This window comes from Allobosea minatitlanensis (assembly GCF_964020775.1).
Window position 1 is genome coordinate 4,242,679 of sequence record NZ_OZ224509.1, and the last position, 19,878, is coordinate 4,262,556.

Below are 19,878 nucleotides of genomic sequence, written 5' to 3' on the forward strand. Positions count from 1 at the left end.
CTCAGGCCGCGGCGGCCGCGCCCGGCGCCGCGCGCATCAGCATGCCGAAGAGATCGCGCGGATCGTCCGGGTCCGCGATCAGGTCGAGCTCGGCATAGGTGCCGGCCTCGCGGATGCGCTCGTGGACGTAGCGCAGCGCCGAAAAGTCCTCGATGGCGAAGCCGACCGAGTCGAACAGCGTGATCTGGCGGGCGTCGGTGCGGCCCGGCGCCGCCCCGGCGATGACCTTCCAGAGCTCCTCGACCGGATGGTCGGGGTCGAGCTGCTGGATGTCGCCCTCGATGCGGGTCTGCGGCGGATATTCGACGAAGATCGAGGAACGCAGCAGCACGTCGCGATGGATCTCGGTCTTGCCCGGGCAGTCGCCGCCGACCGCGTTGATATGCACGCCGGCGCCGACCATGTTGTCGGTCAGGATCGTCGCATATTGCTTGTCGGCGGTGACGGTGGTGACGATTTCCGCCCCCTCCACCGCCTCCATCGCCGTGGCGCAGCGCGTGATCCGGAAACCGTGGCGGGCGAGGTTGCGGGCGCATTTCTCGGTCGCCGCCGGATCGACGTCGTAAAGCCGCAGAGTGTCGATGCCGAGGATCGCGCGGAAGGCGAAGGCCTGGAACTCGGACTGGGCCCCGTTGCCGATGAGCGCCATGGTCGCCGCCTGCTTCGGCGCGAGATGCCTGGCGGCCACCGCCGACATCGCCGCAGTGCGCAAGGCGGTGAGGAAGGTCATCTCCGAAAGCAGGACCGGGTAGCCGGTCGCGACATCGGAGAGCAGGCCGAAGGCGGTGACGGTCTGGAGGCCCGCCTTCATGTTCTTGGGATGGCCGTTGACGTATTTGAAGCCGTAGAGCTTGCCGTCGCTGGTCGGCATCAGTTCGATCACGCCTTCGAGGCTGTGCGAGGCGATGCGCGGCGTCTTGTCGAAGATCTCCCAGCGCCGGAAATCCTCCTCGATATAGCCCGCGATCTCGGACAGCATCCGCTCGATGCCGATCGCATGGACCAGCTTCATCATATGGTCGACGCTGACGAAAGGCACGACATTGAGCTGCTGAATCATGGGTCCCCGCGCTGTTCTTTTTAAAAAGCCATTCTCCGCGTTTTGCGCGGCAGGCGGAAGAAGCCAGAACGAGACAATCGGCGCCGATATTGAGCAAAACGGCAAAACGATTTATCCATTTCGAACAATGGACGACACCGATCGCAAGCTCATCACCCTGCTGCGCCATGACGGGCGCCGCAGCATCTCCGACCTCGCCGCCGATCTCGGCCTGACGCGGGCGACGGTGCGGGCGCGGCTGGAGAAGCTGGAGCAGTCCGGCGAGATCATCGGCTTCACCGTGATCCTGCGCTCGGACGCGATCGACCTGCCGGTGCGCGGCATCACCATGATCGAGATCGCCGGCCAGGCGGCGGATTCGGTGATCGCGGCGCTCTCCGGCTTCAGCGAGGTCTCCAGCATCCACACCACCAACGGCAACTGGGACCTCGTGGTCGAGCTCGGCACCTCGGACCTGATCGCCTTCGACCAGGTGCTCCGGCGCATCCGCCTGATCCCCGGCGTCACCAACAGCGAGACCAGCCTGCTGCTGGCCACCCCGCGCAGCGTCAAGGCGCGGCTGTGAGGTTGTCCTGCTCGCTGCCGTCATTCCGGGCTCGCCGCTCCGCGGCGCCCCGGAATGACGAGCGGAGCAAAAACGGTCCGGTGCGTCCTCGGACAAGAAGCGCCGCTGCATGGCGGCCATCCGCAAACGCACTTCGCCATGAGGTGACAGCCGCGCATCGCCCCCCTAACGTTATACCTCGTCAGACGAGCGTCGATGGCGGCCGGCGATGCATGATCGCGCCAGGCCGCCCGTTCGCGTCCGACACCGACAGTTCCCGCCCGAGGCATGGACCGCCGGCCGCTTTCCGGCAGGCTGTCCACGCCCCGGGCCAAGACGAGGCAGGAGACCAGACCATGGCGCATGAGCTCGAATTCTATATCGACGGCCAGTGGGTGAAGCCGTCCGGCAATCGCACGCTCGGCGTGGTCGATCCGTCCAACGAGGAGGTGTTCGCCACCATCGCGCTCGGCGAGCAGGCCAATGTCGACAAGGCGGTGGCCGCGGCGCGGGCCGCCTTCCCGGCCTTCGCCAGGACCTCGAAGGCCGAGCGCCTCGCCCTGATGCGCCGCCTCGCCGAGGCCTACAAGAAGCGCTACGACGCCATCGCCGACATCCTGTCGCGCGAGATGGGCGCGCCGAAGGAGCTGGCGCACCGGGCCCAGGCCGCGATGGGCACCGCCCATCTCGCCAAGATGATCGAGACGCTGGAGACCTTCGAGTTCGAGGAGTTGCGCGGCACCACCCTGATCGCCAAGGAACCGATCGGCGTCGTCGGCATGATCACGCCGTGGAACTGGCCGCTCAACCAGATCATGTGCAAGGTCGCGCCCGCGCTCGCCGCCGGCTGCACCATGGTGCTGAAGCCCTCCGAGATCGCGCCGCTCAACGCCATCCTCTTCGCCGAGGCGATGGACGAGGCCGGCGTGCCGAAGGGCGTGTTCAACCTCGTCCAGGGCGACGGCCCGACGGTGGGCGAGGCGATCGCCCGCCATCCGGACGTCGACATGGTCTCCTTCACCGGCTCGACGCGGGCCGGCATCCTCGTCGCCAAGGCGGCGGCGGATACGGTCAAGCGCGTGCACCAGGAGCTCGGCGGCAAGTCGGCCAACATCATCCTCGACGATGCCGACCTGAAGAAGTCGGTGAAGCTCGGCGTCGAGAGCGTGATGCGCAATTCCGGCCAGTCCTGCAACGCGCCGACCCGGATGTTCGTGCCGGAGACGCTGCACGAGGAAGCGCTCGCCATCGCGAAGCAGGTGGCCGAGCCGCTCAAGGTCGGCGCTCCCTCGGCGGAGGGCGTGTTCCTCGGCCCGGTCGTCAGCGAGGCCCAGTACGACAAGGTGCAGCGCCTGATCGAGGCCGGCATCAAGGAAGGCGCGACGCTGGTCACCGGCGGCCCCGGCCGGCCGGAAGGGCTGAACCGCGGCTATTACGTCCGCCCGACGGTGTTCGGCGGCGTCACCGACAAGATGACCATCGCCCGCGAGGAGATCTTCGGCCCCGTGCTGTCGATCCTGCCCTATAAGAGCGAGGACGAGGTGGTCGAGCGCGCCAACGACACGCCCTACGGCCTCGCGGCTTACGTCCAGTCCGGTTCGCAGGAGCGGGCTCGCAAGGTCGCGGCGCAGATGCGCGCGGGCAATGTCTACATCAACTATCCGGCCTGGGACGCCGGCGCGCCCTTCGGCGGCTACAAGCAGTCCGGCAACGGCCGCGAATACGCCGATTTCGGCCTCGAGGAATTCCTCGAGATCAAGGGCACGGTCGGCTACGCCGCGGCCTGACACGACACGCAACGCCGTCATTCCGGGGCGGGCCATCAGGCCCGAGCCCGGAACCCATGAACGCGACGACAATCGGTAGAGCGCCACTCCGGCAGCACCTTTCCGCCAACCTCGTGTTCATGGGATCCGGGCTCATGGCTGCGCAAGGCCCCGGAATGACGGCGTGGTTCTCCCGCGAGCTGGAAGCCGTCACGCGCCCGGTGGAGCAAAATCCGCCGGGCCTTTATCCGATCCGGGAATTCAATCGATTAGAGAGGAAACGCCATGGCCCATCCGAACCGCTATGACACGATGCGCTACAACCGCTGCGGGCGCAGCGGGCTGATGCTGCCGGCGCTGTCGCTCGGCCTCTGGCAGAATTTCGGCGAGACCGGCAGCCGCGCCACCATGCGCGAGATCTGCCGCACCGCCTTCGATCTCGGCATCACCCATTTCGACCTCGCCAACAATTACGGCCCCCCGCCCGGCTCGGCCGAGACCGCCTTCGGCGAGATCCTGCGCCAGGATTTCGACGGGCTTCGCGACGAGCTCGTCATCTCGACCAAGGCGGGCTACCGGATGTGGCCCGGCCCCTATGGCGAATGGGGCAGCCGCAAATACCTGATCTCCAGCCTCGACCAGAGCCTGAAGCGGATGAAGCTTGACTATGTCGACATCTTCTATTCGCACCGCTTCGACCCGAACACGCCGCTGGAGGAGACGATGGGCGCGCTCGACGCCGTCGTGCGCCAGGGCAAGGCGCTCTATGTCGGGCTCTCCTCCTACAACGCCAAGCGCACGCAGGAGGCGGCCGCGATCCTGCGCCGGCTTGGCACGCCCTGCCTGATCCACCAGCCGAGCTATTCGATGCTCAACCGCTGGATCGAGGAGGACAAGCTCATCGACACGCTCGACAGCGAGGGCATCGGCTCGATCGTGTTCTCGCCGCTGGCGCAGGGCATGCTGACCGACAAGTACCTGAAGGGCGTGCCGGCCGGCAGCCGCGCCGACAAGAAGGCGCCCTCCTTCCGCGACGGCTTCCTCAGCGAGGACAACATCAGGCACATCGCGGCGCTGAACGAGATCGCGGCCGCGCGTGGCCAGAGCCTCGCCCAGATGGCGATCGCCTGGGTGTTGCGCGGCGGGCGCATCACCTCCGCCCTGATCGGCGCGAGCCGGCCGGAGCAGGTGACGGATTGCGTCGCGGCGCTGCAGAACCCGGAGTTCTCGGCCGCGGAGCTGGCGGCGATCGACAGGCACGCGGTCGATGGCGGCATCAACATCTGGGCCGCTTCGGCGGAGCGGTAGGACGCTTCGTCACCCCCTCCGCGGGTCATCCCGGGCGACCGAAGGGAGACCCGGGATCCATGCCTGAACCGTTCCGGCATGGATCCCGGATCGGCGCCGCTTCGCGGCTTGTCCGGGATGACGGGCGGTGAGAGAGGCGCGCCTAATCCTCCTCCGGCGCCGCCGCGATCGGCAGGGCGCTGGAGCGCTTGACCTGCCCCAGCGCGAAGCTCGATTCGATCGAGGCGACGCCGTCGAGCCGGGTCAGCTTGTCCTTGAGGAAGCGCTCATAGGCCGGCAGGTCGCGCACCACGATGCGCATCAGATAGTCGCGCTGGCCGGTCATCAGATAGCAATCCACCACCTCGGGCCAGCGCGCCACGGCCTGCGAGAAGCGGTCGAGCTCGTCCTCGCGCTGGCGCTCCAGCTTGATCGAGACGAAGACGCTGATCGGCAGGCCGACCCTGGTCTGGTCGATGATCGCGGCATAGCCCTGGATGACGCCCGCCTCCTCGAGGATGCGGATGCGCCGCGCGCAGGGCGAGGCGGAGAGGCCGACGCGCTCGGCCAGCTCCTGCACCGAGAGGCGCGAGTTGATCTGCAGTTCCGCGATGATCTTGCGGTCGAGCGTGTCGAGGCGCAGGCGGGCCATCCGTTTCCTCCGCTGCGCATCGCTCTCTCGTCGAAGCCGTCGGCCGGCTGCGCGGGTCGATGCGCCGGCGTTCTTTTACAGGACGGCGAGCATCCCGCCATCGACATAGATGATCTGGCCGTTGACATAGTCGGAGGCCGGCGCGGCGAGGAAGACGGCGGCGCCGATCAGCTCCTGCGGCTTGCCCCAGCGCTTCGCGGGCGTGCGCCCCTTGACCCAGGCGTCGAAGGCCGGGTTCTCGATCAGCGCCTGGTTCATGTCGGTCAGCATGTAGCCGGGGCCGATGGCGTTGGCCTGGATGCCGTGCTCGGCCCATTCGGCCGCCATCGCCTGGGTCAGCATCTTGATGCCGCCCTTGGCGACCGTGTAGGGCGCGACGGTGGCTCGTGCCAGCGCGCTGGTCAGCGAGCCGATATTGACGATCTTGCCGTGGCCGCGCGCGATCATGCGCTTCGCCGCCTCGCGGCCGATGACGAAGGCCGAAGTCAGGTTGGTGTCGATCACCCGCTGCCAGTCGGCGGTGGCGAGCTCGACCATCGGCTTGCGGAACTGGATGCCGGCATTGTTGACCAGGATGTCGACGGCGATGCCAGCCGCGTCGAAGCCCGCGAAGGCCCTGGCGACGGCGTCCTCGGCGGTCACGTCGAAGGGCGCGGCCTCGGCCTCGTAGCCGGCCTGGCGCATCTCCTTCACCGCCGTGTCGACGCGACCGGGGTCGGTGCCGTTGACGAGGATGCGGGCGCCGGCCGCCGCCAGCCCCTCGGCCATGGCGCGGCCGAGCCCGCGCGAGGAGCCGGTGACGAGGGCCGTGCGACCGCTGAGGTCGAAGAGGGGATTGGTCATGGGCACCGGTCTCCAGCGATGGTCATGGTCTCGTGCAACAATGTTGTCATCCCGGACAAGCCGCGAAGCGGCGCCGATCCGGGATCCATGCCGGAGCTTTTCCGAAAGAGGCTCAGGCATGGATCCCGGGTCGCCCTGCGGGCCCGGGACGACCGCGTCTATGGGAGAAGTCTACAGGCTGGTGCGGCGCACCGTCAGGTCCGGGCGCTCGAACACGGCCGGCAGCAGCTCGACGCCGAGACCGGGCGCCTCCAGCGGATAGACATAGCCGCCCTCGATCCGCGGCATTTCGGTGACGAGCTCCTTGTACCAGCCGGTATAGAAGGCGCGCACCGATTCCTGGATCAGCGTGTTGGGCTGGCTGAAGGAGGCGTGGATCGCCGCGACGAAGCCGATCGGGCCGATGCAGTCATGCGGCGCGAAGGGGCGGTGATAGGTCTCGGCCATCGCCGCGATCTTGCGCCCCTCGGTCAGGCCGCCGGTCCAGCACAGATCGGCCATCACCACATGCATCGCGTCGCGGTCGAGCATGTCCTTGTAGGGGAAGCGCGAGCCCAGCGTCTCGCTCGCCGTCACCGAGACCTTGGTCGAGCGGGCGAACTCGGCCAGCGCCTGGGGCGAGTTCATCCGGATCGGGTCCTCGTACCAGCTCGGCTCGTACTGTTCGAGCACCCGCGCGATCTTGATCGCGGTCGGCAGGTTCCAGAGCGAGTGCATCTCGACCATGATCTCGATCCTGTCGCCGACCGCCTTGCGGATCTTCTCGAAGGGCTCGCAGGCCTTGCGCATCTGCTCGGGGGTGATGAACAGGCCCTGGTTCTCGATCGCGGGCGGATCGAAGGGCCAGATCTTCATCGCGGTGATGCCCTGCTCCAGCAGGCTCTCGGCCACCGCATCGGCCCGGTTCATGAAGCCGTCGAGATCCTCATAGGGGCCGGCGGCCTCGCCGAGATTCCAGGTCGAGACCGGCTTGATGTTGTGGGAGCGGACATATCTGTAGCCGGCGCAGGTGTTGTAGATGCGCTGCCTGTCGCGGCACAGGCCCCCGAGCATCTGGTGCACCGGCTGGCCGCAGACCTTGCCGAAGATGTCCCAGAGCGCGATGTCGACCGCCGAGGCCGCCCGCGATTCCGCGCCGGTCGAGGCCTGGGCCATCGGCAGGTTGGTCATCTCCTTGTGCAGCGCCTCGATCTGCAGCGGGTTCCTGCCGAGGAGCCGCATGGCGAGCGTGTCGTGGAGATGCGCCTCCACCGAAGCCGCGCCGTAGAAGGTCTCGCCGAGGCCGACCGGCCCGGCATCGGTGTGCACGCGCACCCACAGGACATTGGCGAATTCCTCGGTCCGCAACGTCTCGATCGCCGTGATCTTCAAAGCCCGCCTCCCCGGCGAGGGCAGAGCATCAGACTATCGTCGCGCCCTGCCCGTTCTTTTGCCTGCGCCCGGGCCGCCCTAGAATGGCGCCGGGCCGCCCGGACCATAAGAGAGCTTGTAAAATATCACAACATGTTTATCGTCGTCGCAAACGTGCGGGCCGGCAGAGCCCGCCGCGGAGGAGGCCATGGCAGGTCGCAAGGAAAAGCCGAAGCTCGTCGCCCCGGACGGCCTGGAGCCGCCGCCGCGCCGCAACCGCCTGAACTTCTTCGAGATCGCCTATGAGCGCATCGAGGCGATGCTGATCGACTGCGTGCTGAGGCCCGGCCGCCTGCTGACGATGCAGGACCTGCAGGACCTGACCGGGCTGGGCCGGACCCCGATCCACCACGCCGTCAGCCGGCTCGCGGCCGATACGCTGATCGTCATCCGGCCCCGGCACGGGCTCCAGATCGCGCCGATCGACCTGGCGCGCGAGCGGGTCCTGCTCAAGCTGCGGCGCGATCTGGAACGCTTCGTCGCCCGGCTCGCCGCCGAGCGCGCCGGCCCGATGCACCGCAACCAGATGCTGCACATGGCCCGGCTGCTGCGCGACCGCCGCGAGGAGCTGACGCTGGCCGAGTTCAACACGCTCGACCGGCGCATCGACCAGATGATCCTCTCGGCCGCCGGCGAGCCCTTCCTCGAGCACACGCTGCGGCCGCTGCACACCATCTTCCGGCGCATCGGCTTCATCCATCACAGCTACATGCCCGGCCAGCAGAGCCTGGACGGCACCGTCGACCACCATCTCGCCCTGTTGAACGGCATCGCCTCCTCGCAGCCCGAGCGCGCCATCGCCGCCTCGGACGCGCTCGTCGCCTTCGTCGACAGCATGTTCGACGAGATGGAGGAGAATATCGACCCGTCCCTGCTCGACTGCAGCGTCGAGCCGCTGCTGCCCCGCTGAGCCCTCGCCCCGCCCGACCGCCGGACCGCCCGACATGCGCATCATCTTCCATGGCGAGAACGCCGCCACCTTCAGCCACGGCTTCGCCGACCGGCTCGGCCAGCCGGCCGAGATCCGGCTGCTGCCGGACGTGCTCCAGACCGAGGCGGAGAGGGAAGCCTATGCGCGGGCCGAAGCCATCGTCGGGGTGAAGTTCGACGCCAGCCTGCCGCTGCCCGCCGACCTCCGGCTCTTCCATGTGCCGGGCGCCGGCTACGACGCCGTCGATCTCGACCGGCTGCCGGCCTCGGCCGCGCTGTGCAACTGCTTCGGCCACGAGCAGGCCATCGCGGAATATGTGATGGGCGCGCTGCTCGCCCGCGCCATCCCCCTCGCCGATGCCGACAGCCGGCTGCGCCGCGGCGACTGGGCCTATTGGGCCGGCGCGCCGGAGCGGGTGCATGACGAGATCGCCGGCCGCACCATCGGCCTCATCGGCTTCGGCCATATCGGCAAGGCGATCGCCGCCCGCGCCAAGGCCTTCGAGATGCAGGTGCATGTCGCCAATCGCAGCCCGGTCCCGCCCTCGCCGCTGGTCGACCGCGCCTTCGGCCTCGACCGGCTCGCCGATTTCCTCGGCTCGGTCGACGTCGTCGTGGTCTCCGTGCCGCTGACCGGGGACACCAAGAGCCTCATCGGCGCCGAAGCCCTGGCGGCGATGCGGCCGGACGCCGTCCTGGTCAATGTCGGGCGCGGGCCGACCGTCGACGAGGCGGCGCTCTACGAGGCGCTGAAGAACCGGCGCATCGGCGGCGCGGTGATCGACACCTGGTATCGTTATCCACAGGCTGACGATGCGTCGCCCTTGCCGTCGAAACTGCCTTTCCACGAGCTTTCAAACGTTTTAATGACCCCGCATATGTCCGGCTGGACCGACGGAACGATCCGACGGCGCCAGGCGGTGATTGCTGCTAACATCAGGCGGCGTTTTTCCGGCGAGCCGCTGGAGAACGTCGTCAAAAGGGGAAGCTGAGCCCTGCCTGCAACCGGCCGCCAGAAGCCGGGCCAACCGAAAAGACCTCGTAACGGGAGACGTCCAGTGAACATCCTCAAGCATCTCAAGATCGCCGGCACCCTGCTCGCGCTCGGCGCCGGCATGCTCGCGGCGAGCCAGGCCCCGGCCCAGTCCATCAGCGACATCGTCAAGCGCGGTAAGGTCAAGGTCGGCGTGCTGATCGGCGCCCCGCCCTACGGCTCGGTCGACGCGCAGGGCAACGCCATCGGCTACGACGCGGACGTGACCGCGCTGGTCGGCAAATATCTCGGCGTGCCGGTCGAGGTCGTGCAGCTCACCCCGCCGGCGCGCATCCCGGCGCTGGAAGCGGGCAAGGTCGACTTCCTGGTGGCGACGCTGGCGCCGACGCCGGAGCGCGCCAAGGCGGTGATGTTCACCATCCCCTACAGCGCCTTCCAGACCGGCATCTACGCCAAGAAGAACACCCCGATCAAAACCTGGGAAGACCTCAAGAACCGCACCGTCGGCGTGAACCGCGGCTCCAGCGTGGAGCGCGAATTCACCAACCGCGAGAAGGAGCTCAACCTCAAGATCCTGCGCTTCGAGGACGACGCCACCACCATGCAGGCGCTGTTCTCCGGCCAGGTCGAGGCCATCGCCGGGCCGGACGCCCAGGCCAACGCCGCCATCAAGGCGCGCGGCGAGACCGAGACGGAGCTGAAATTCATGTTCGGCATGCAGCCGAACTCGATGACCGTCCGCAAGGACGCCTACGAGCTGAAGCAGTGGCTCAACAACCTGATCTACTACATCAAGCAGAATGGCGAGCTGAACGCGATCTCCGAGAAGTGGGTCGGCGGCCCGCTGCCGCAGCTCCCGACCTTCTGATCGCCCGCCTTCCGATCTGACACCGACCGCCGGCGGGCCAGCCCCGCCGGCCCCGGCGCTGCGGCGGAGAGGAGATTCATGCCGATCCAATTCCAATTCGAGCCGATCTTCGCGGAATCCGACCGGATCGTCGACGGCGTCCTGCTGACGCTCGGGCTCTCCTTCGGCGCCATCGTCCTGGGGCTCGTCCTCGCCATCCTGCTGGTCGCGGCCAAGAGCCTGCTCGGGCGCTGGGTCGGCCTGCTGGTCGACGCCTATGTCGAGCTGATGCGCAACACGCCCTTCCTGGTGCAGCTCTTCATGCTGTTCTTCGGGCTGCCGCTGCTCGGCATCCGCCTGCCCGGCACGGAAGCCGCGCTGCTCGCCATGACACTCAACCTCAGCGCCTACGCCACCGAGATCATCCGCGCCGGCGTCGACTCCATCCACCGCTCGCAGCTCGAGGCGGGCCTGTCCCTGGCGATGACCCGGCGCCAGGTCTTCCAGCATGTCGTGCTGATGCCGGCGCTCGCCCGCGTCTGGCCGGCGCTCTCCTCGCAATTCGTGCTGATGCTGCTGGCCTCCTCGATCTGCTCCTTCATCGCGGTGCCGGAGCTCTCGGGCACGGCGGCGATCATCGAGCAGAACACCTTCCGCAGCTTCGAGACCTATATCGTCGTCACCCTCATCTATCTGGTGCTGGCGCTGACGCTGAAGGTCGCGCTCGACCGGCTCGGCCGCGCCATCTTCCCGCGCATCTCCAGCGTCGACCGGCTCGACGCCAAAGCGGAGGCCGCCTGATGACGACCTTCGGTTGGCCCGAGGCCCTCTTCCTCTTCCGCGCCGCCGGCTGGACGCTGCTGCTCACCGCGATCGCCTTCCTGATCGGCGGGCTGCTCGGCGGCGTGCTGGCGATCATGCGGCTGTCGCGGATCAGGATCGTGCGCCGCATCGCGGCGACCTACATCCTGGTCATCCAGTCGATCCCGGTGCTCATGGTGCTGTTCATGAGCTATTACGGGCTGTCGCTGTTCGGCGTCGAGCTGCCGCCCTTCCTGGCGGCGTCCGCCTCGCTCGCGATCTATGTCAGCGCCTATCTCGCCGAGATCTGGCGCGGCTCGATCGAGTCCGTGCCGTTCCAGCAATGGGAGGCCTCGGCCTCGCTGGCGCATTCGCCGGCGCAGACCTATCGACACGTCATCCTGCCGCAGGCGGTGCGGATCTCGCTGCCGCCGACGGTCGGCTTCCTCGTCCAGCTCGTGAAGAACACCTCGATCGTCTCGGTCGTCGGCTTCGTCGAGCTCGCCCGCGCCGGCCAGCTCGTCAACAACGCGACCTTCGATTCCTTCCGGGTCTTCGGGCTGGTCGCGCTGATCTATTTCGCGATCTGCTTCCCCCTCTCCCGGCTCAGCCGCCATCTCGAAAAGGTGATGAATGCCAGCCGTCCTCATTGAAGACGTCCATAAGAGCTACGGCAAGCTCGAGGTGCTGAAGGGCGTCTCGCTCTCGGTCGAGACGGGACAGGTCGTGGCGCTGATCGGCCGCTCCGGCTCGGGCAAATCGACCATGCTGCGCTGCATCAACGGGCTCGAGGCGTTCCAGTCCGGCCGCATCGAGGTCGCCGGCCATGTCGTCGACCAGGACCCGAAGCGCCTGCGCGCCCTGCGCAAGGATGTCGGCATCGTCTTCCAGAGCTACAACCTGTTCCCGCATCTGACGGTGGGCCAGAACATCATGCTCTCGCCGCGCATCACCAAGAACGTGCCGCAGGCCGAGGCGCTGGCGCTCGCCAAGGACGTGCTGGCGCAGGTCGGCCTCTCCGACAAGTTCGACAGCTATCCCGACAATCTCTCCGGCGGCCAGCAGCAACGCGTCGCCATCGCCCGCTCGCTGGCGATGCAGCCCAAGGTGATGCTGTTCGACGAGGTCACCTCGGCGCTCGACCCGGAGCTGACCGGCGAGGTGCTGCTGGTCATGGAGAAGCTCGCCAAGGGCGGCATGACCATGATCCTGGTGACGCATGAGATGAACTTCGCCCGCAACGTCGCCAACACCACGGTCTTCATGCACCAGGGCAAGATCTGGGAGCAGGGGCCTTCCAGGGAACTCTTCGCCGCGCCGCAGACGCCGGAGCTGCAGGGCTTCGTCAAGGCCGGCGCGCAGGGCTGAGACGAAACGCCCCCGGGCCGCCGCTGGCGCGGCCCGCGGCTTTGCGCTAAGCGATACCTACAATTCCTGCAATGTAGGCATCGCGGAGCCGGAGATGGCCGACACCGACCGATCGGCAGGCTGGATCGGCGCGCTCGATCCGGCGGCGGGACCGCGCTACCAGCAGATCGTCCGGCTGATCGAGCAGGCAGTGGCCGACGGACGCCTGCGCCCCGGCGACCGGCTGCCGCCGCAACGCAAGCTGGCCGAGCTCCTCGCCGTCGACCTGACCACCGTGACCCGCGCCTTCGGCGAGGCGCGGGCGCGGGGATTGCTCGACGCGGTGACCGGCCGCGGCTCCTTCATCTCCGCCCGGCAGGAGCAGGCCGGCCCGCCGCTCGATCTCAGCATGACGATCCCGCCCGCGCCGAAGGGGATCAGGCTGGGCGAGCTGATGCAGCGCGGCATCGCCGAGATCCTGGCGCGCAGCGACGCCGACCAGTTGATGAACTATCACGGCGGGGCCGGCTCGCTGGCCGAGCGCGCCGCCGGCGCCGCCTGGCTCGCGCCGCTGCTCGGCCCGCTGCCGCCGCGGCGGGTCGCCGTGGCGCCGGGCGCCCAGACGGCGCTCCACGCCCTGCTTTCGCTGCTGGCCCGGCCGGGCGAGGTGCTGCTGACCGAGCCGCTCGCCTATCCCGGCCTGATCGACGCCGCGCGGCGGCACGGGCTCGCCCTGGCGCCGGTCGCGAGCGACGCCGACGGCCCCCTGCCCGCCGCGCTGGGCGAAGCCGCGGCGCGCCACGGCGCCCGGCTCTTCGCGCTGACGCCGACGCTGCAGAACCCGACCTGCCTCACCGTGCCGGCGCCAAGGCGCCGGGCGCTCGCCGCCATCGCCCGCCGGCACGATCTTATCCTGATCGAGGACGATCCCTACAGCCTGCTCGCCGGCGATGCGCCGGCGCCGCTGGCGGCGCTGGCGGCGGAGCGGACATGGCATGTCGCGACGCTGTCCAAGGTGCTGACGCCGGGCCTGCGCACGGCCTTCGTGGTCATGCCCGAAGGCGGCGACGAGGCGCCGTTCCTCGCCGCCCTGCGCGCCGTGGCGCTGATGCCCGCGCCGCTGATGACGGCGCTCGCCGCCCACTGGATCAGGATCGGCGCGGCGCGCGACCTGCTGGACGGGGTCAGGCGCGAGGCGGCCGGGCGGCAGGCGCTGGCGCGGGCGGCGCTGCCGGCGACGATGCAGAGCCACCCGCACGCGCTGCATGTCTGGCAGCCCTTGCCGCCGCATTGGGACCGCAACAGCCTGATCGCGCGGGCCCGGCTGGCGGGGCTTGGAGTGATGGCAGCCGACGCCTTCAGCCCGGACGGCGCGGCGCCGGACGCGATCCGCATCGCGCTCGGCGCGATACCGGAGCGGGCGCGCCTCGCCGAGGCGCTCGGCCTGCTGGCGGCGCTGATCCGGGGGGAGGCTTCGGGCTGAGCGGGCGCGCCGCCGGGAGCGTCAGCTCGTCGGCTTGTCCTGCGGCGCCGGGCGCACGAGGCGGCCTTCCTCGGCCTTGTGGAAGAATTGCGAGGCGACCAGCCAGCCCTTCAGCGGCTGCAGGGGCGGGATGCAGGTGAGCAGGACCAAAGGCAGCGTCGTGACGAGATGCACCCAGGTCGGCGGGTCATAGGTCAGTTCCATCCAGAGCGGGAAGGCCGCGGCCGGGATGCAGACGAACATCATCACGAAGAAGGCCGGGCCGTCGGCCGGATCGGCGAAGGAATAGTCCAGCCCGCAGACCTCGCATTTCGGCTTCAGCTTGAGAAAGCTCTCGAACATCTTGCCCTGCCCGCAGCGCGGGCAGCGGCCGCGCAGGCCGGTCGTCGTCGGAGGAAGCGGCGGCCATTGCTCGCCAGACATGGGACACTCTCCACAGGACGGCGCCGTTGCGGTCGGCGTCGCCCCTCAGATCGGCGCTGATACAGACAATGTCAACATTGTAGGCATCCGCGCCGCCAGGCTGCGCGGATCGGTCGCGGGCCGCTGCCGGCAGCGTTCCGGCCGGGATGCCCCGCGCTCTTTCGATCGGATCGCGGCAACCCGCCTCAGATGTGCAGCGCGTGGCCGAGCGCCTTCATCGCCGCCTCGGGGAAGGCCTCGCCCAGCGTCGGATGGGCGTGGATCGTCCCGGCGATGTCGGCAAGCGTCGCGCCCATCTCGATGGCGAGGCCGAAGGCGGCCGACAATTCCGAGACGCCCTGCCCCACCGCCTGGATGCCGAGCACGAGGTCGCTGCCGGCCTGCGCGACGACGCGCACGAAGCCGGTCTCGCCATGGCGGGTCATGGCGCGGCCATTGGCGGCGAAGGGGAACTGGCCGATCTTGAGCTCATGGCCGGCGCGCTTCGCCTCCTCGGGCGAGAGGCCGACCGAGACGATCTCGGGATCGGTGAAGCAGATCGCCGGGATGCTGCGCTTGTCCCAGGCGCGCGGCAGGCCGGCGACGATCTCCGCCACCATCTCGCCCTGCGCCATGGCGCGGTGGGCCAGCATCGGCTCGCCGGTGACGTCGCCGATGGCATAGATGCCGCGCATCGCCGTCTCGCAGCGCTCGCCGATGCGGATGAAGCGGCCGTCCATGTCCAGCACGAGATTGTCGAGGCCGAGATCGTCGGTGACCGGCTTGCGGCCGACCGTGACCAGGATCCTGTCGGCCGGCAGGCTGCGTTCCTTGCCGTCGGCCGTCTCGACGCGCAGGCCGTCGCCCTTCGCGGTCGGCCCCAGCGCCCTGGCGCCGGTCAGAACCTCGACGCCGAGCGCGGTCAGGCGCTTCGCGACCGGGCCGGTCAATTCGGCATCGTAGAGCGGCAGGATTTTTTCCTGCGCCTCCACCACCGTGACCTTGGAGCCCATCCGGGCGAAGGCGGTGCCGAGCTCGAGCCCGATATAGCCGCCGCCGACCACGACGAGGCGCTTCGGCAATTCGGTGAGCGCGAGCGCGCCGGTCGAGGAGATGACGTTGCCGCCGAAGGGCAGGAAGGGCAGCTCGACCGGGGCCGAGCCGGTGGCGATGACGATGGTCTCGGCATGCACCGTCTTCGGGCCGGTCTCGGTCTCGACCAGAACGGTCCGGCCGTCGCGGAAGCGGGCCTTGCCATGGACGATCTTGACCTTGGCCTTGCGCAGCAGCCCGGCGACGCCGTTGTTGAGCCGCTGGACGATGCCGTCCTTCCAGGCGACGGCCTGCTTCAGGTCGAGCGCGGGCTGGGAAACCGTCAGGCCGAAGGGGGTCTTGCCGGCGGCGGCCTCGGCCGCCTTCTCGAACTCCTCGGCGACATGGATCATCGCCTTGGACGGGATGCAGCCGACATTGAGGCAGCTTCCGCCGAGCTTCGTGCTCTCGACGATGACGGTGTCGAGGCCGAGCTGGCCGGCGCGGATGGCGCAGACATAGCCGCCCGGGCCGGCGCCGATGACGAGGAGCTTGCAGGTGATGTCGGTCATCTGTTCACTCCGCCAGCGCAGGGGAGAATGTCTCGCCCGAACCATATCGTCATCCCGGGCTTGACCCGGGATCCATGCCGGAGCGCACCCGACGAAGGTTCAGGCATGGATCCCGGATCTCCGCTTCGCTGCGTCCGGGATGACCCGTTCTGTTCAGGCACCGCACCCATCACGTCACATATCCACGAAGAGCGTGGCCGGGTTCTCCAGCAGCTCCTTCAGCCGCTGCACGAAGATGGCGGCGTCCCAGCCGTCGATGACGCGGTGGTCGAAGCTGGAGGAGAGGTTCATCATCTTGCGCGGCACGAAGCCGGTGCCGTCCCAGACCGGGCGCACCACCATCTTGTTGACGCCGACGATGGCGACCTCGGGGTAGTTGATCACCGGCGTCGTCGCGATGCCGCCGAGGGCACCGAGCGAAGTGATGGTGATGGTCGAGCCGGTCAATTCGTCGCGCGTCGCGGTGCCGTCGCGGGCGCGCTCGGCGAGGCGGGCGAGCTCGATGCCGCAGCCCCAGAGATCGCGCGCCTCGGCATGTTTCACCACCGGCACGATCAGGCCCGACGGCGTCTGCGTGGCGATGCCGATATTGATCGCGGCATGCTGGCGCACGATGCCGGCCTCGTCGTCATAGAGCGCGTTCAGCGCCGGCTGCTCGGCGAGCGCCTTGACCATGGCGCGCATCAGGAAGGGCAAGAGCGTCAGCTTCGGCCGCTCCGGCGTCGGCTTCCTGTTGAGGGTGGCGCGCAAATCCTCCAGCGGCGAGACATTGACCTCCTCGACGATGGTGATGTGCGGGATGCGCGACTTCGACAGCGCCATCTTCTCGGCGATGCGGCGGCGCAGACCGACGATCTTGACCTCGGTGACGGCGCTCCGCTCGACGAGCCCGCCGCCACGCGCCGGCTCAGGGCCGCGCAGCAGGAAGGCGTCGATGTCCTGATGGGTGATGCGGCCGGCGGGGCCCGTGCCCTGGACCTGGCGCAGATCGACCCCGGCCTCGCGCGCCTTCAGGCGCACGGCCGGCGAGGCCAGCGGTTTTTCGCCCGGCGCGCGGCGCTGGGCGGGTGCGGCGGAAGCGCGTGCGGGCTTGGGCGGCGGAGGAGGCGGTGCGGCCGGCTTGGCGAGGGAAGCACCGCCGTCATTCCGGGACTTCGCGTCAGCGAAGGGCCCGGAACCCGGAACCGATGACTTATCCGAAAGGGGCTCCCTGCCGCCGGCGTCTTTGCGATCAGGGGCATCGGTTCCGGGTTCCGGGCTCAGGGCTTCGGCCTGCCCCGGAATGACGGCGTGGTTCTCCGCCGCATCCTCCTCGGCCGCGCCGCCCTCCCCCGCGACCTTGAGCTTCACCAGGGCAGAGCCGATCGGCACCGTGTCGCCGACATCGGCGCCGACCCAGGTGACCTCGCCCTCGACCGGCGAGGGGATCTCGACCGTCGCCTTGTCGGTCATCACGGCGGCGATGAGGTCGTCCTCGCGGACGATGTCGCCGACCTTGACGTGCCACTCGACGAGCTCGGCTTCGGCGATGCCCTCGCCGACATCGGGCAGCTTGATGATGCGCTCGGCCATCAGCGTGCCTCCATGATGTCGCGCAGCGCCTGTCCCAGGCGAGCGGGGCCGGGGAAGTAGTCCCATTCCTGCGCATGCGGATAGGGCGTGTCCCAGCCGGTGACGCGCATCACCGGCGCCTCCAGATGGTAGAAGCAGTGTTCCTGCACGAGTGCGGCCAGCTCCCCGCCGAAGCCCGACGTCAGCGTCGCCTCGTGCAGCACGATGCAGCGCCCGGTCTTCTCGACCGAGGCGACGATGGCCTCGAGATCGAGCGGGACGAGGGTGCGCAGGTCGATGACCTCGGCGTCGATGCCGGTGTCCTCGGCCGCGGCCAGCGCGACATGGACCATGGTGCCATAGGCGATGATGCTGACGGCCGCGCCCTCGCGCCGCGTCACCGCCTGGCCCAGCGGCACGGTGTAATGGCCCTCCGGCACCTCGGAGAGCGCATGCTTCGACCAGGCCGTTACGGGTTTGTCGTGATGGCCGTCGAAGGGGCCGTTATAGAGCCGCTTCGGCTCGAGGAAGATCACCGGGTCCGGGTCCTCGATCGCCGCGATCAGCAGGCCCTTGGCGTCATAGGGGTTGGAAGGGACGATGGTCTTCAGCCCGGCGACATGGGTGAACAGCGCTTCCGGGCTCTGGCTGTGGGTCTGGCCGCCGAAGATGCCGCCGCCGGTCGGCATGCGGATCACCATCGGGCAGGTGAAGTCGCCGGCCGAGCGGTAGCGCAGGCGGGCGGCTTCCGAGACGATCTGGTCATAGGCCGGATACATGTAGTCGGCGAACTGGATCTCGACGCAGGGCTTCAGCCCATAGGCCGCCATGCCGATGGCGGTGCCGACGATGCCGGATTCGCTGATCGGCGCGTCGAAGCAGCGCGAGACGCCGTATTTCTGCTGGAGCCCGTGGGTGCAGCGGAAGACGCCGCCGAAGAAGCCGACATCCTCGCCGAAGACCACGACATCGTCGTCGCGGCCCATGGCGACGTCCATCGCCGAGCGGATCGCCTCGATCATCGTCATGCGGGGCATCGCGTCAGACTCCGATCTGCTGGCGCTGGCGGCGCAGATGCGGCGGCAGCTCGGCATAGACATCCTCGAAGATGTCGCGCGCCGAGGGTTTTCCGCCGGAATGCAGCGTGCCGAAGCTCTCGGCTTCCTTCTGCGCGGCGATGACGGTCGCGAGGATCTCGGCCTCGGCCTGCTTGTGGCGCTCCTCGGACCAGGCGCCGATGGCGATCAGGTGCTGCTTCAGCCGGACCAGCGGATCGCCCAGCGGCCATTCGTCGGATTCGTGCTTGGGCCGGTAGGCTGAGGGGTCGTCCGAGGTGGAATGGGCGCCGGCGCGGTAGGTGACGTATTCGACCAGCGTGGGCCCCAGATTGCGGCGCGCCCGCTCGATCGCCCATTGCGCGACCGCATAGACCGCGAGGTAGTCGTTGCCGTCGACCCTGAGCGCCGGGATGCCGAAGCCCAGCCCCCTTGCGGCGAAGGTGCCGGAGCCGCCGCGCGCGATGCCCTGGAAGGTCGAGATCGCCCACTGGTTGTTGACGACGTTGAGCACGACCGGGGCCTTGTAGGTCGAGGCGAAGACCAGCGCCGCATGGAAATCCGATTCCGCCGTCGAGCCGTCGCCGATCCAGGCGGCGGCGATGCGGGTGTCGTTCTTGATCGCCGAGGCCATCGCCCAGCCGACCGCCTGGACGAACTGGGTCGCGAGATTGCCCGAGATCGAGAAGAAGCCGTGCTCCTTGGAGGAGTACATCACCGGCAATTGCCGACCCTTCATCGGGTCGCGCTCGTTCGAGTAGATCTGGCACATCATGTCGACCAGCGGGTAGTCATGCGCGATCAGCAGCCCGGCCTGGCGATAGGTCGGGAAGTTCATGTCGTGCGGCCCGAGCGCGATGCGGAAGGCGCAGGACACCGCCTCCTCGCCGGTGTGCTGCATGTAGAACGAGGTCTTGCCCTGGCGCTGCGCCATCTGCATGCGCGCGTCGAAGCTGCGCAAGGTCATCATGTGGCGCAGGCCGCGGACCAGGTCCTCGGGCGAGAGATCCGGCACCCAGGGGCCGACCGCCTCGCCCTCGCGATTCAGCACGCGGATGATCGAATAGGCGAGGTCGCGGATGTCCTTGGGGTCGACATCGACCGGCGGGCGGGCGACGGAGCCGGCCTTGGGGATCACGACATCGGAGAAGTCCGGCTTCTCGCCGGGGCGGCTCGCCGGCCTCGGCACATGGAATTTCAGCGGCTGGATCGTCGCCGGCGCGTTGCCTGCCTCGTCGCTGCTCATGAGCGCCTCCATCCCTGGCCCCGCCAGCATTCCGCCTTTGCCGGCTTGCGGCAAGG

At 68.7% G+C, this 19,878-nt stretch carries 19 protein-coding genes; 10 read left to right on the forward strand and 9 right to left on the reverse strand.

The features are described from left to right. Position 1 precedes the first annotated feature (1 nt). Positions 2 to 1,060: an ornithine cyclodeaminase gene (locus ACWH43_RS20820; RefSeq protein WP_158446013.1), complete on the reverse strand. Its 1,059-nt coding sequence runs from the start codon at positions 1,058 to 1,060 to the stop codon at positions 2 to 4. A gap of 127 nt (positions 1,061 to 1,187) precedes the next feature. Between ACWH43_RS20820 and ACWH43_RS20825 the strand changes: the two genes are divergently transcribed. From ACWH43_RS20825 to mgrA, 3 genes are all read left to right on the forward strand, one after another. Further along, the gene (locus ACWH43_RS20825; protein WP_158446012.1) at positions 1,188 to 1,625 is read left to right on the forward strand and encodes an Lrp/AsnC family transcriptional regulator; all 438 of its coding nucleotides are present in this window, start codon (positions 1,188 to 1,190) and stop codon (positions 1,623 to 1,625) included. 335 nt (positions 1,626 to 1,960) lie between these two features. Beyond that, entirely contained in the window at positions 1,961 to 3,391 is a 1,431-nt protein-coding gene (locus ACWH43_RS20830) for an aldehyde dehydrogenase family protein (protein ID WP_448153622.1), read from the forward strand. Positions 3,392 to 3,655: 264 nt separating this feature from the next. Further along, on the forward strand, positions 3,656 to 4,678 hold the full coding sequence (gene mgrA / locus ACWH43_RS20835; RefSeq protein ID WP_158446010.1) for an L-glyceraldehyde 3-phosphate reductase: 1,023 nt from the start codon (positions 3,656 to 3,658) through the stop codon (positions 4,676 to 4,678). Between the two features lie 142 nt (positions 4,679 to 4,820). On the opposite strand, the gene ACWH43_RS20840 is transcribed toward mgrA, so the two are convergent. The 3 genes from ACWH43_RS20840 to ACWH43_RS20850 all read right to left on the reverse strand — a co-directional run bounded on the left by ACWH43_RS20840 (position 4,821) and on the right by ACWH43_RS20850 (position 7,523). Next, a complete protein-coding gene (locus ACWH43_RS20840) occupies positions 4,821 to 5,309 on the reverse strand; it encodes an Lrp/AsnC family transcriptional regulator (RefSeq protein ID WP_158446009.1) in 489 nt (162 codons plus the stop codon). Between the two features lie 75 nt (positions 5,310 to 5,384). Next, positions 5,385 to 6,152 (reverse strand): SDR family oxidoreductase, encoded by a 768-nt coding sequence (locus ACWH43_RS20845; RefSeq protein WP_158446008.1) that lies wholly within the window; start codon positions 6,150 to 6,152, stop codon positions 5,385 to 5,387. Positions 6,153 to 6,323: 171 nt separating this feature from the next. Further along, a complete protein-coding gene (locus tag ACWH43_RS20850; protein WP_158446007.1) occupies positions 6,324 to 7,523 on the reverse strand; it encodes a mandelate racemase/muconate lactonizing enzyme family protein in 1,200 nt (399 codons plus the stop codon). A gap of 187 nt (positions 7,524 to 7,710) precedes the next feature. Here ACWH43_RS20850 and ACWH43_RS20855 point away from each other — a divergent pair, with 187 nt between their 5' ends. The 7 genes from ACWH43_RS20855 (at position 7,711) to ACWH43_RS20885 (ending at position 13,964) form a co-directional block, all read left to right on the forward strand. After that, the gene (locus tag ACWH43_RS20855; RefSeq protein ID WP_158446006.1) at positions 7,711 to 8,472 is read left to right on the forward strand and encodes a GntR family transcriptional regulator; all 762 of its coding nucleotides are present in this window, start codon (positions 7,711 to 7,713) and stop codon (positions 8,470 to 8,472) included. Between the two features lie 34 nt (positions 8,473 to 8,506). Then, positions 8,507 to 9,484 (forward strand): 2-hydroxyacid dehydrogenase, encoded by a 978-nt coding sequence (locus ACWH43_RS20860; RefSeq protein WP_158446005.1) that lies wholly within the window; start codon positions 8,507 to 8,509, stop codon positions 9,482 to 9,484. A 66-nt stretch (positions 9,485 to 9,550) separates the two neighbouring features. After that, positions 9,551 to 10,354, forward strand: coding sequence for a transporter substrate-binding domain-containing protein (locus ACWH43_RS20865; protein WP_260349075.1), 804 nt, complete (start codon positions 9,551 to 9,553; stop codon positions 10,352 to 10,354). A gap of 78 nt (positions 10,355 to 10,432) precedes the next feature. Further along, positions 10,433 to 11,134, forward strand: a complete 702-nt coding sequence (locus ACWH43_RS20870) for an amino acid ABC transporter permease (protein WP_158446004.1) — start codon at positions 10,433 to 10,435, stop codon at positions 11,132 to 11,134. Next, positions 11,134 to 11,787 (forward strand): amino acid ABC transporter permease, encoded by a 654-nt coding sequence (locus ACWH43_RS20875; RefSeq protein ID WP_158446003.1) that lies wholly within the window; start codon positions 11,134 to 11,136, stop codon positions 11,785 to 11,787. The genes ACWH43_RS20870 and ACWH43_RS20875 overlap by 1 nt, the downstream gene beginning before the upstream one ends. Beyond that, positions 11,768 to 12,502: an amino acid ABC transporter ATP-binding protein gene (locus tag ACWH43_RS20880; protein WP_158448142.1), complete on the forward strand. Its 735-nt coding sequence runs from the start codon at positions 11,768 to 11,770 to the stop codon at positions 12,500 to 12,502. The genes ACWH43_RS20875 and ACWH43_RS20880 overlap by 20 nt, the downstream gene beginning before the upstream one ends. Before the next feature lie 94 nt (positions 12,503 to 12,596). After that, positions 12,597 to 13,964 (forward strand): aminotransferase-like domain-containing protein, encoded by a 1,368-nt coding sequence (locus tag ACWH43_RS20885; protein ID WP_158448143.1) that lies wholly within the window; start codon positions 12,597 to 12,599, stop codon positions 13,962 to 13,964. A gap of 21 nt (positions 13,965 to 13,985) precedes the next feature. Here ACWH43_RS20885 and ACWH43_RS20890 read toward each other — a convergent pair whose 3' ends face one another. From ACWH43_RS20890 to ACWH43_RS20910, 5 genes are all read right to left on the reverse strand, one after another. Beyond that, a complete protein-coding gene (locus ACWH43_RS20890) occupies positions 13,986 to 14,387 on the reverse strand; it encodes a DUF983 domain-containing protein (protein WP_158443762.1) in 402 nt (133 codons plus the stop codon). A 185-nt stretch (positions 14,388 to 14,572) separates the two neighbouring features. Continuing rightward, complete coding sequence (lpdA, locus tag ACWH43_RS20895; RefSeq protein WP_158443763.1) at positions 14,573 to 15,970, reverse strand: dihydrolipoyl dehydrogenase; 1,398 nt, start codon at positions 15,968 to 15,970, stop codon at positions 14,573 to 14,575. Between the two features lie 174 nt (positions 15,971 to 16,144). Further along, positions 16,145 to 17,542: a dihydrolipoamide acetyltransferase family protein gene (locus tag ACWH43_RS20900; RefSeq protein WP_158443764.1), complete on the reverse strand. Its 1,398-nt coding sequence runs from the start codon at positions 17,540 to 17,542 to the stop codon at positions 16,145 to 16,147. Beyond that, positions 17,542 to 18,558, reverse strand: a complete 1,017-nt coding sequence (locus tag ACWH43_RS20905; RefSeq protein WP_158443765.1) for an alpha-ketoacid dehydrogenase subunit beta — start codon at positions 18,556 to 18,558, stop codon at positions 17,542 to 17,544. The genes ACWH43_RS20900 and ACWH43_RS20905 overlap by 1 nt, the downstream gene beginning before the upstream one ends. Positions 18,559 to 18,562: 4 nt before the next feature. After that, positions 18,563 to 19,822, reverse strand: coding sequence for a 3-methyl-2-oxobutanoate dehydrogenase (2-methylpropanoyl-transferring) subunit alpha (locus ACWH43_RS20910; protein ID WP_260349074.1), 1,260 nt, complete (start codon positions 19,820 to 19,822; stop codon positions 18,563 to 18,565). Positions 19,823 to 19,878: the final 56 nt, after the last annotated feature.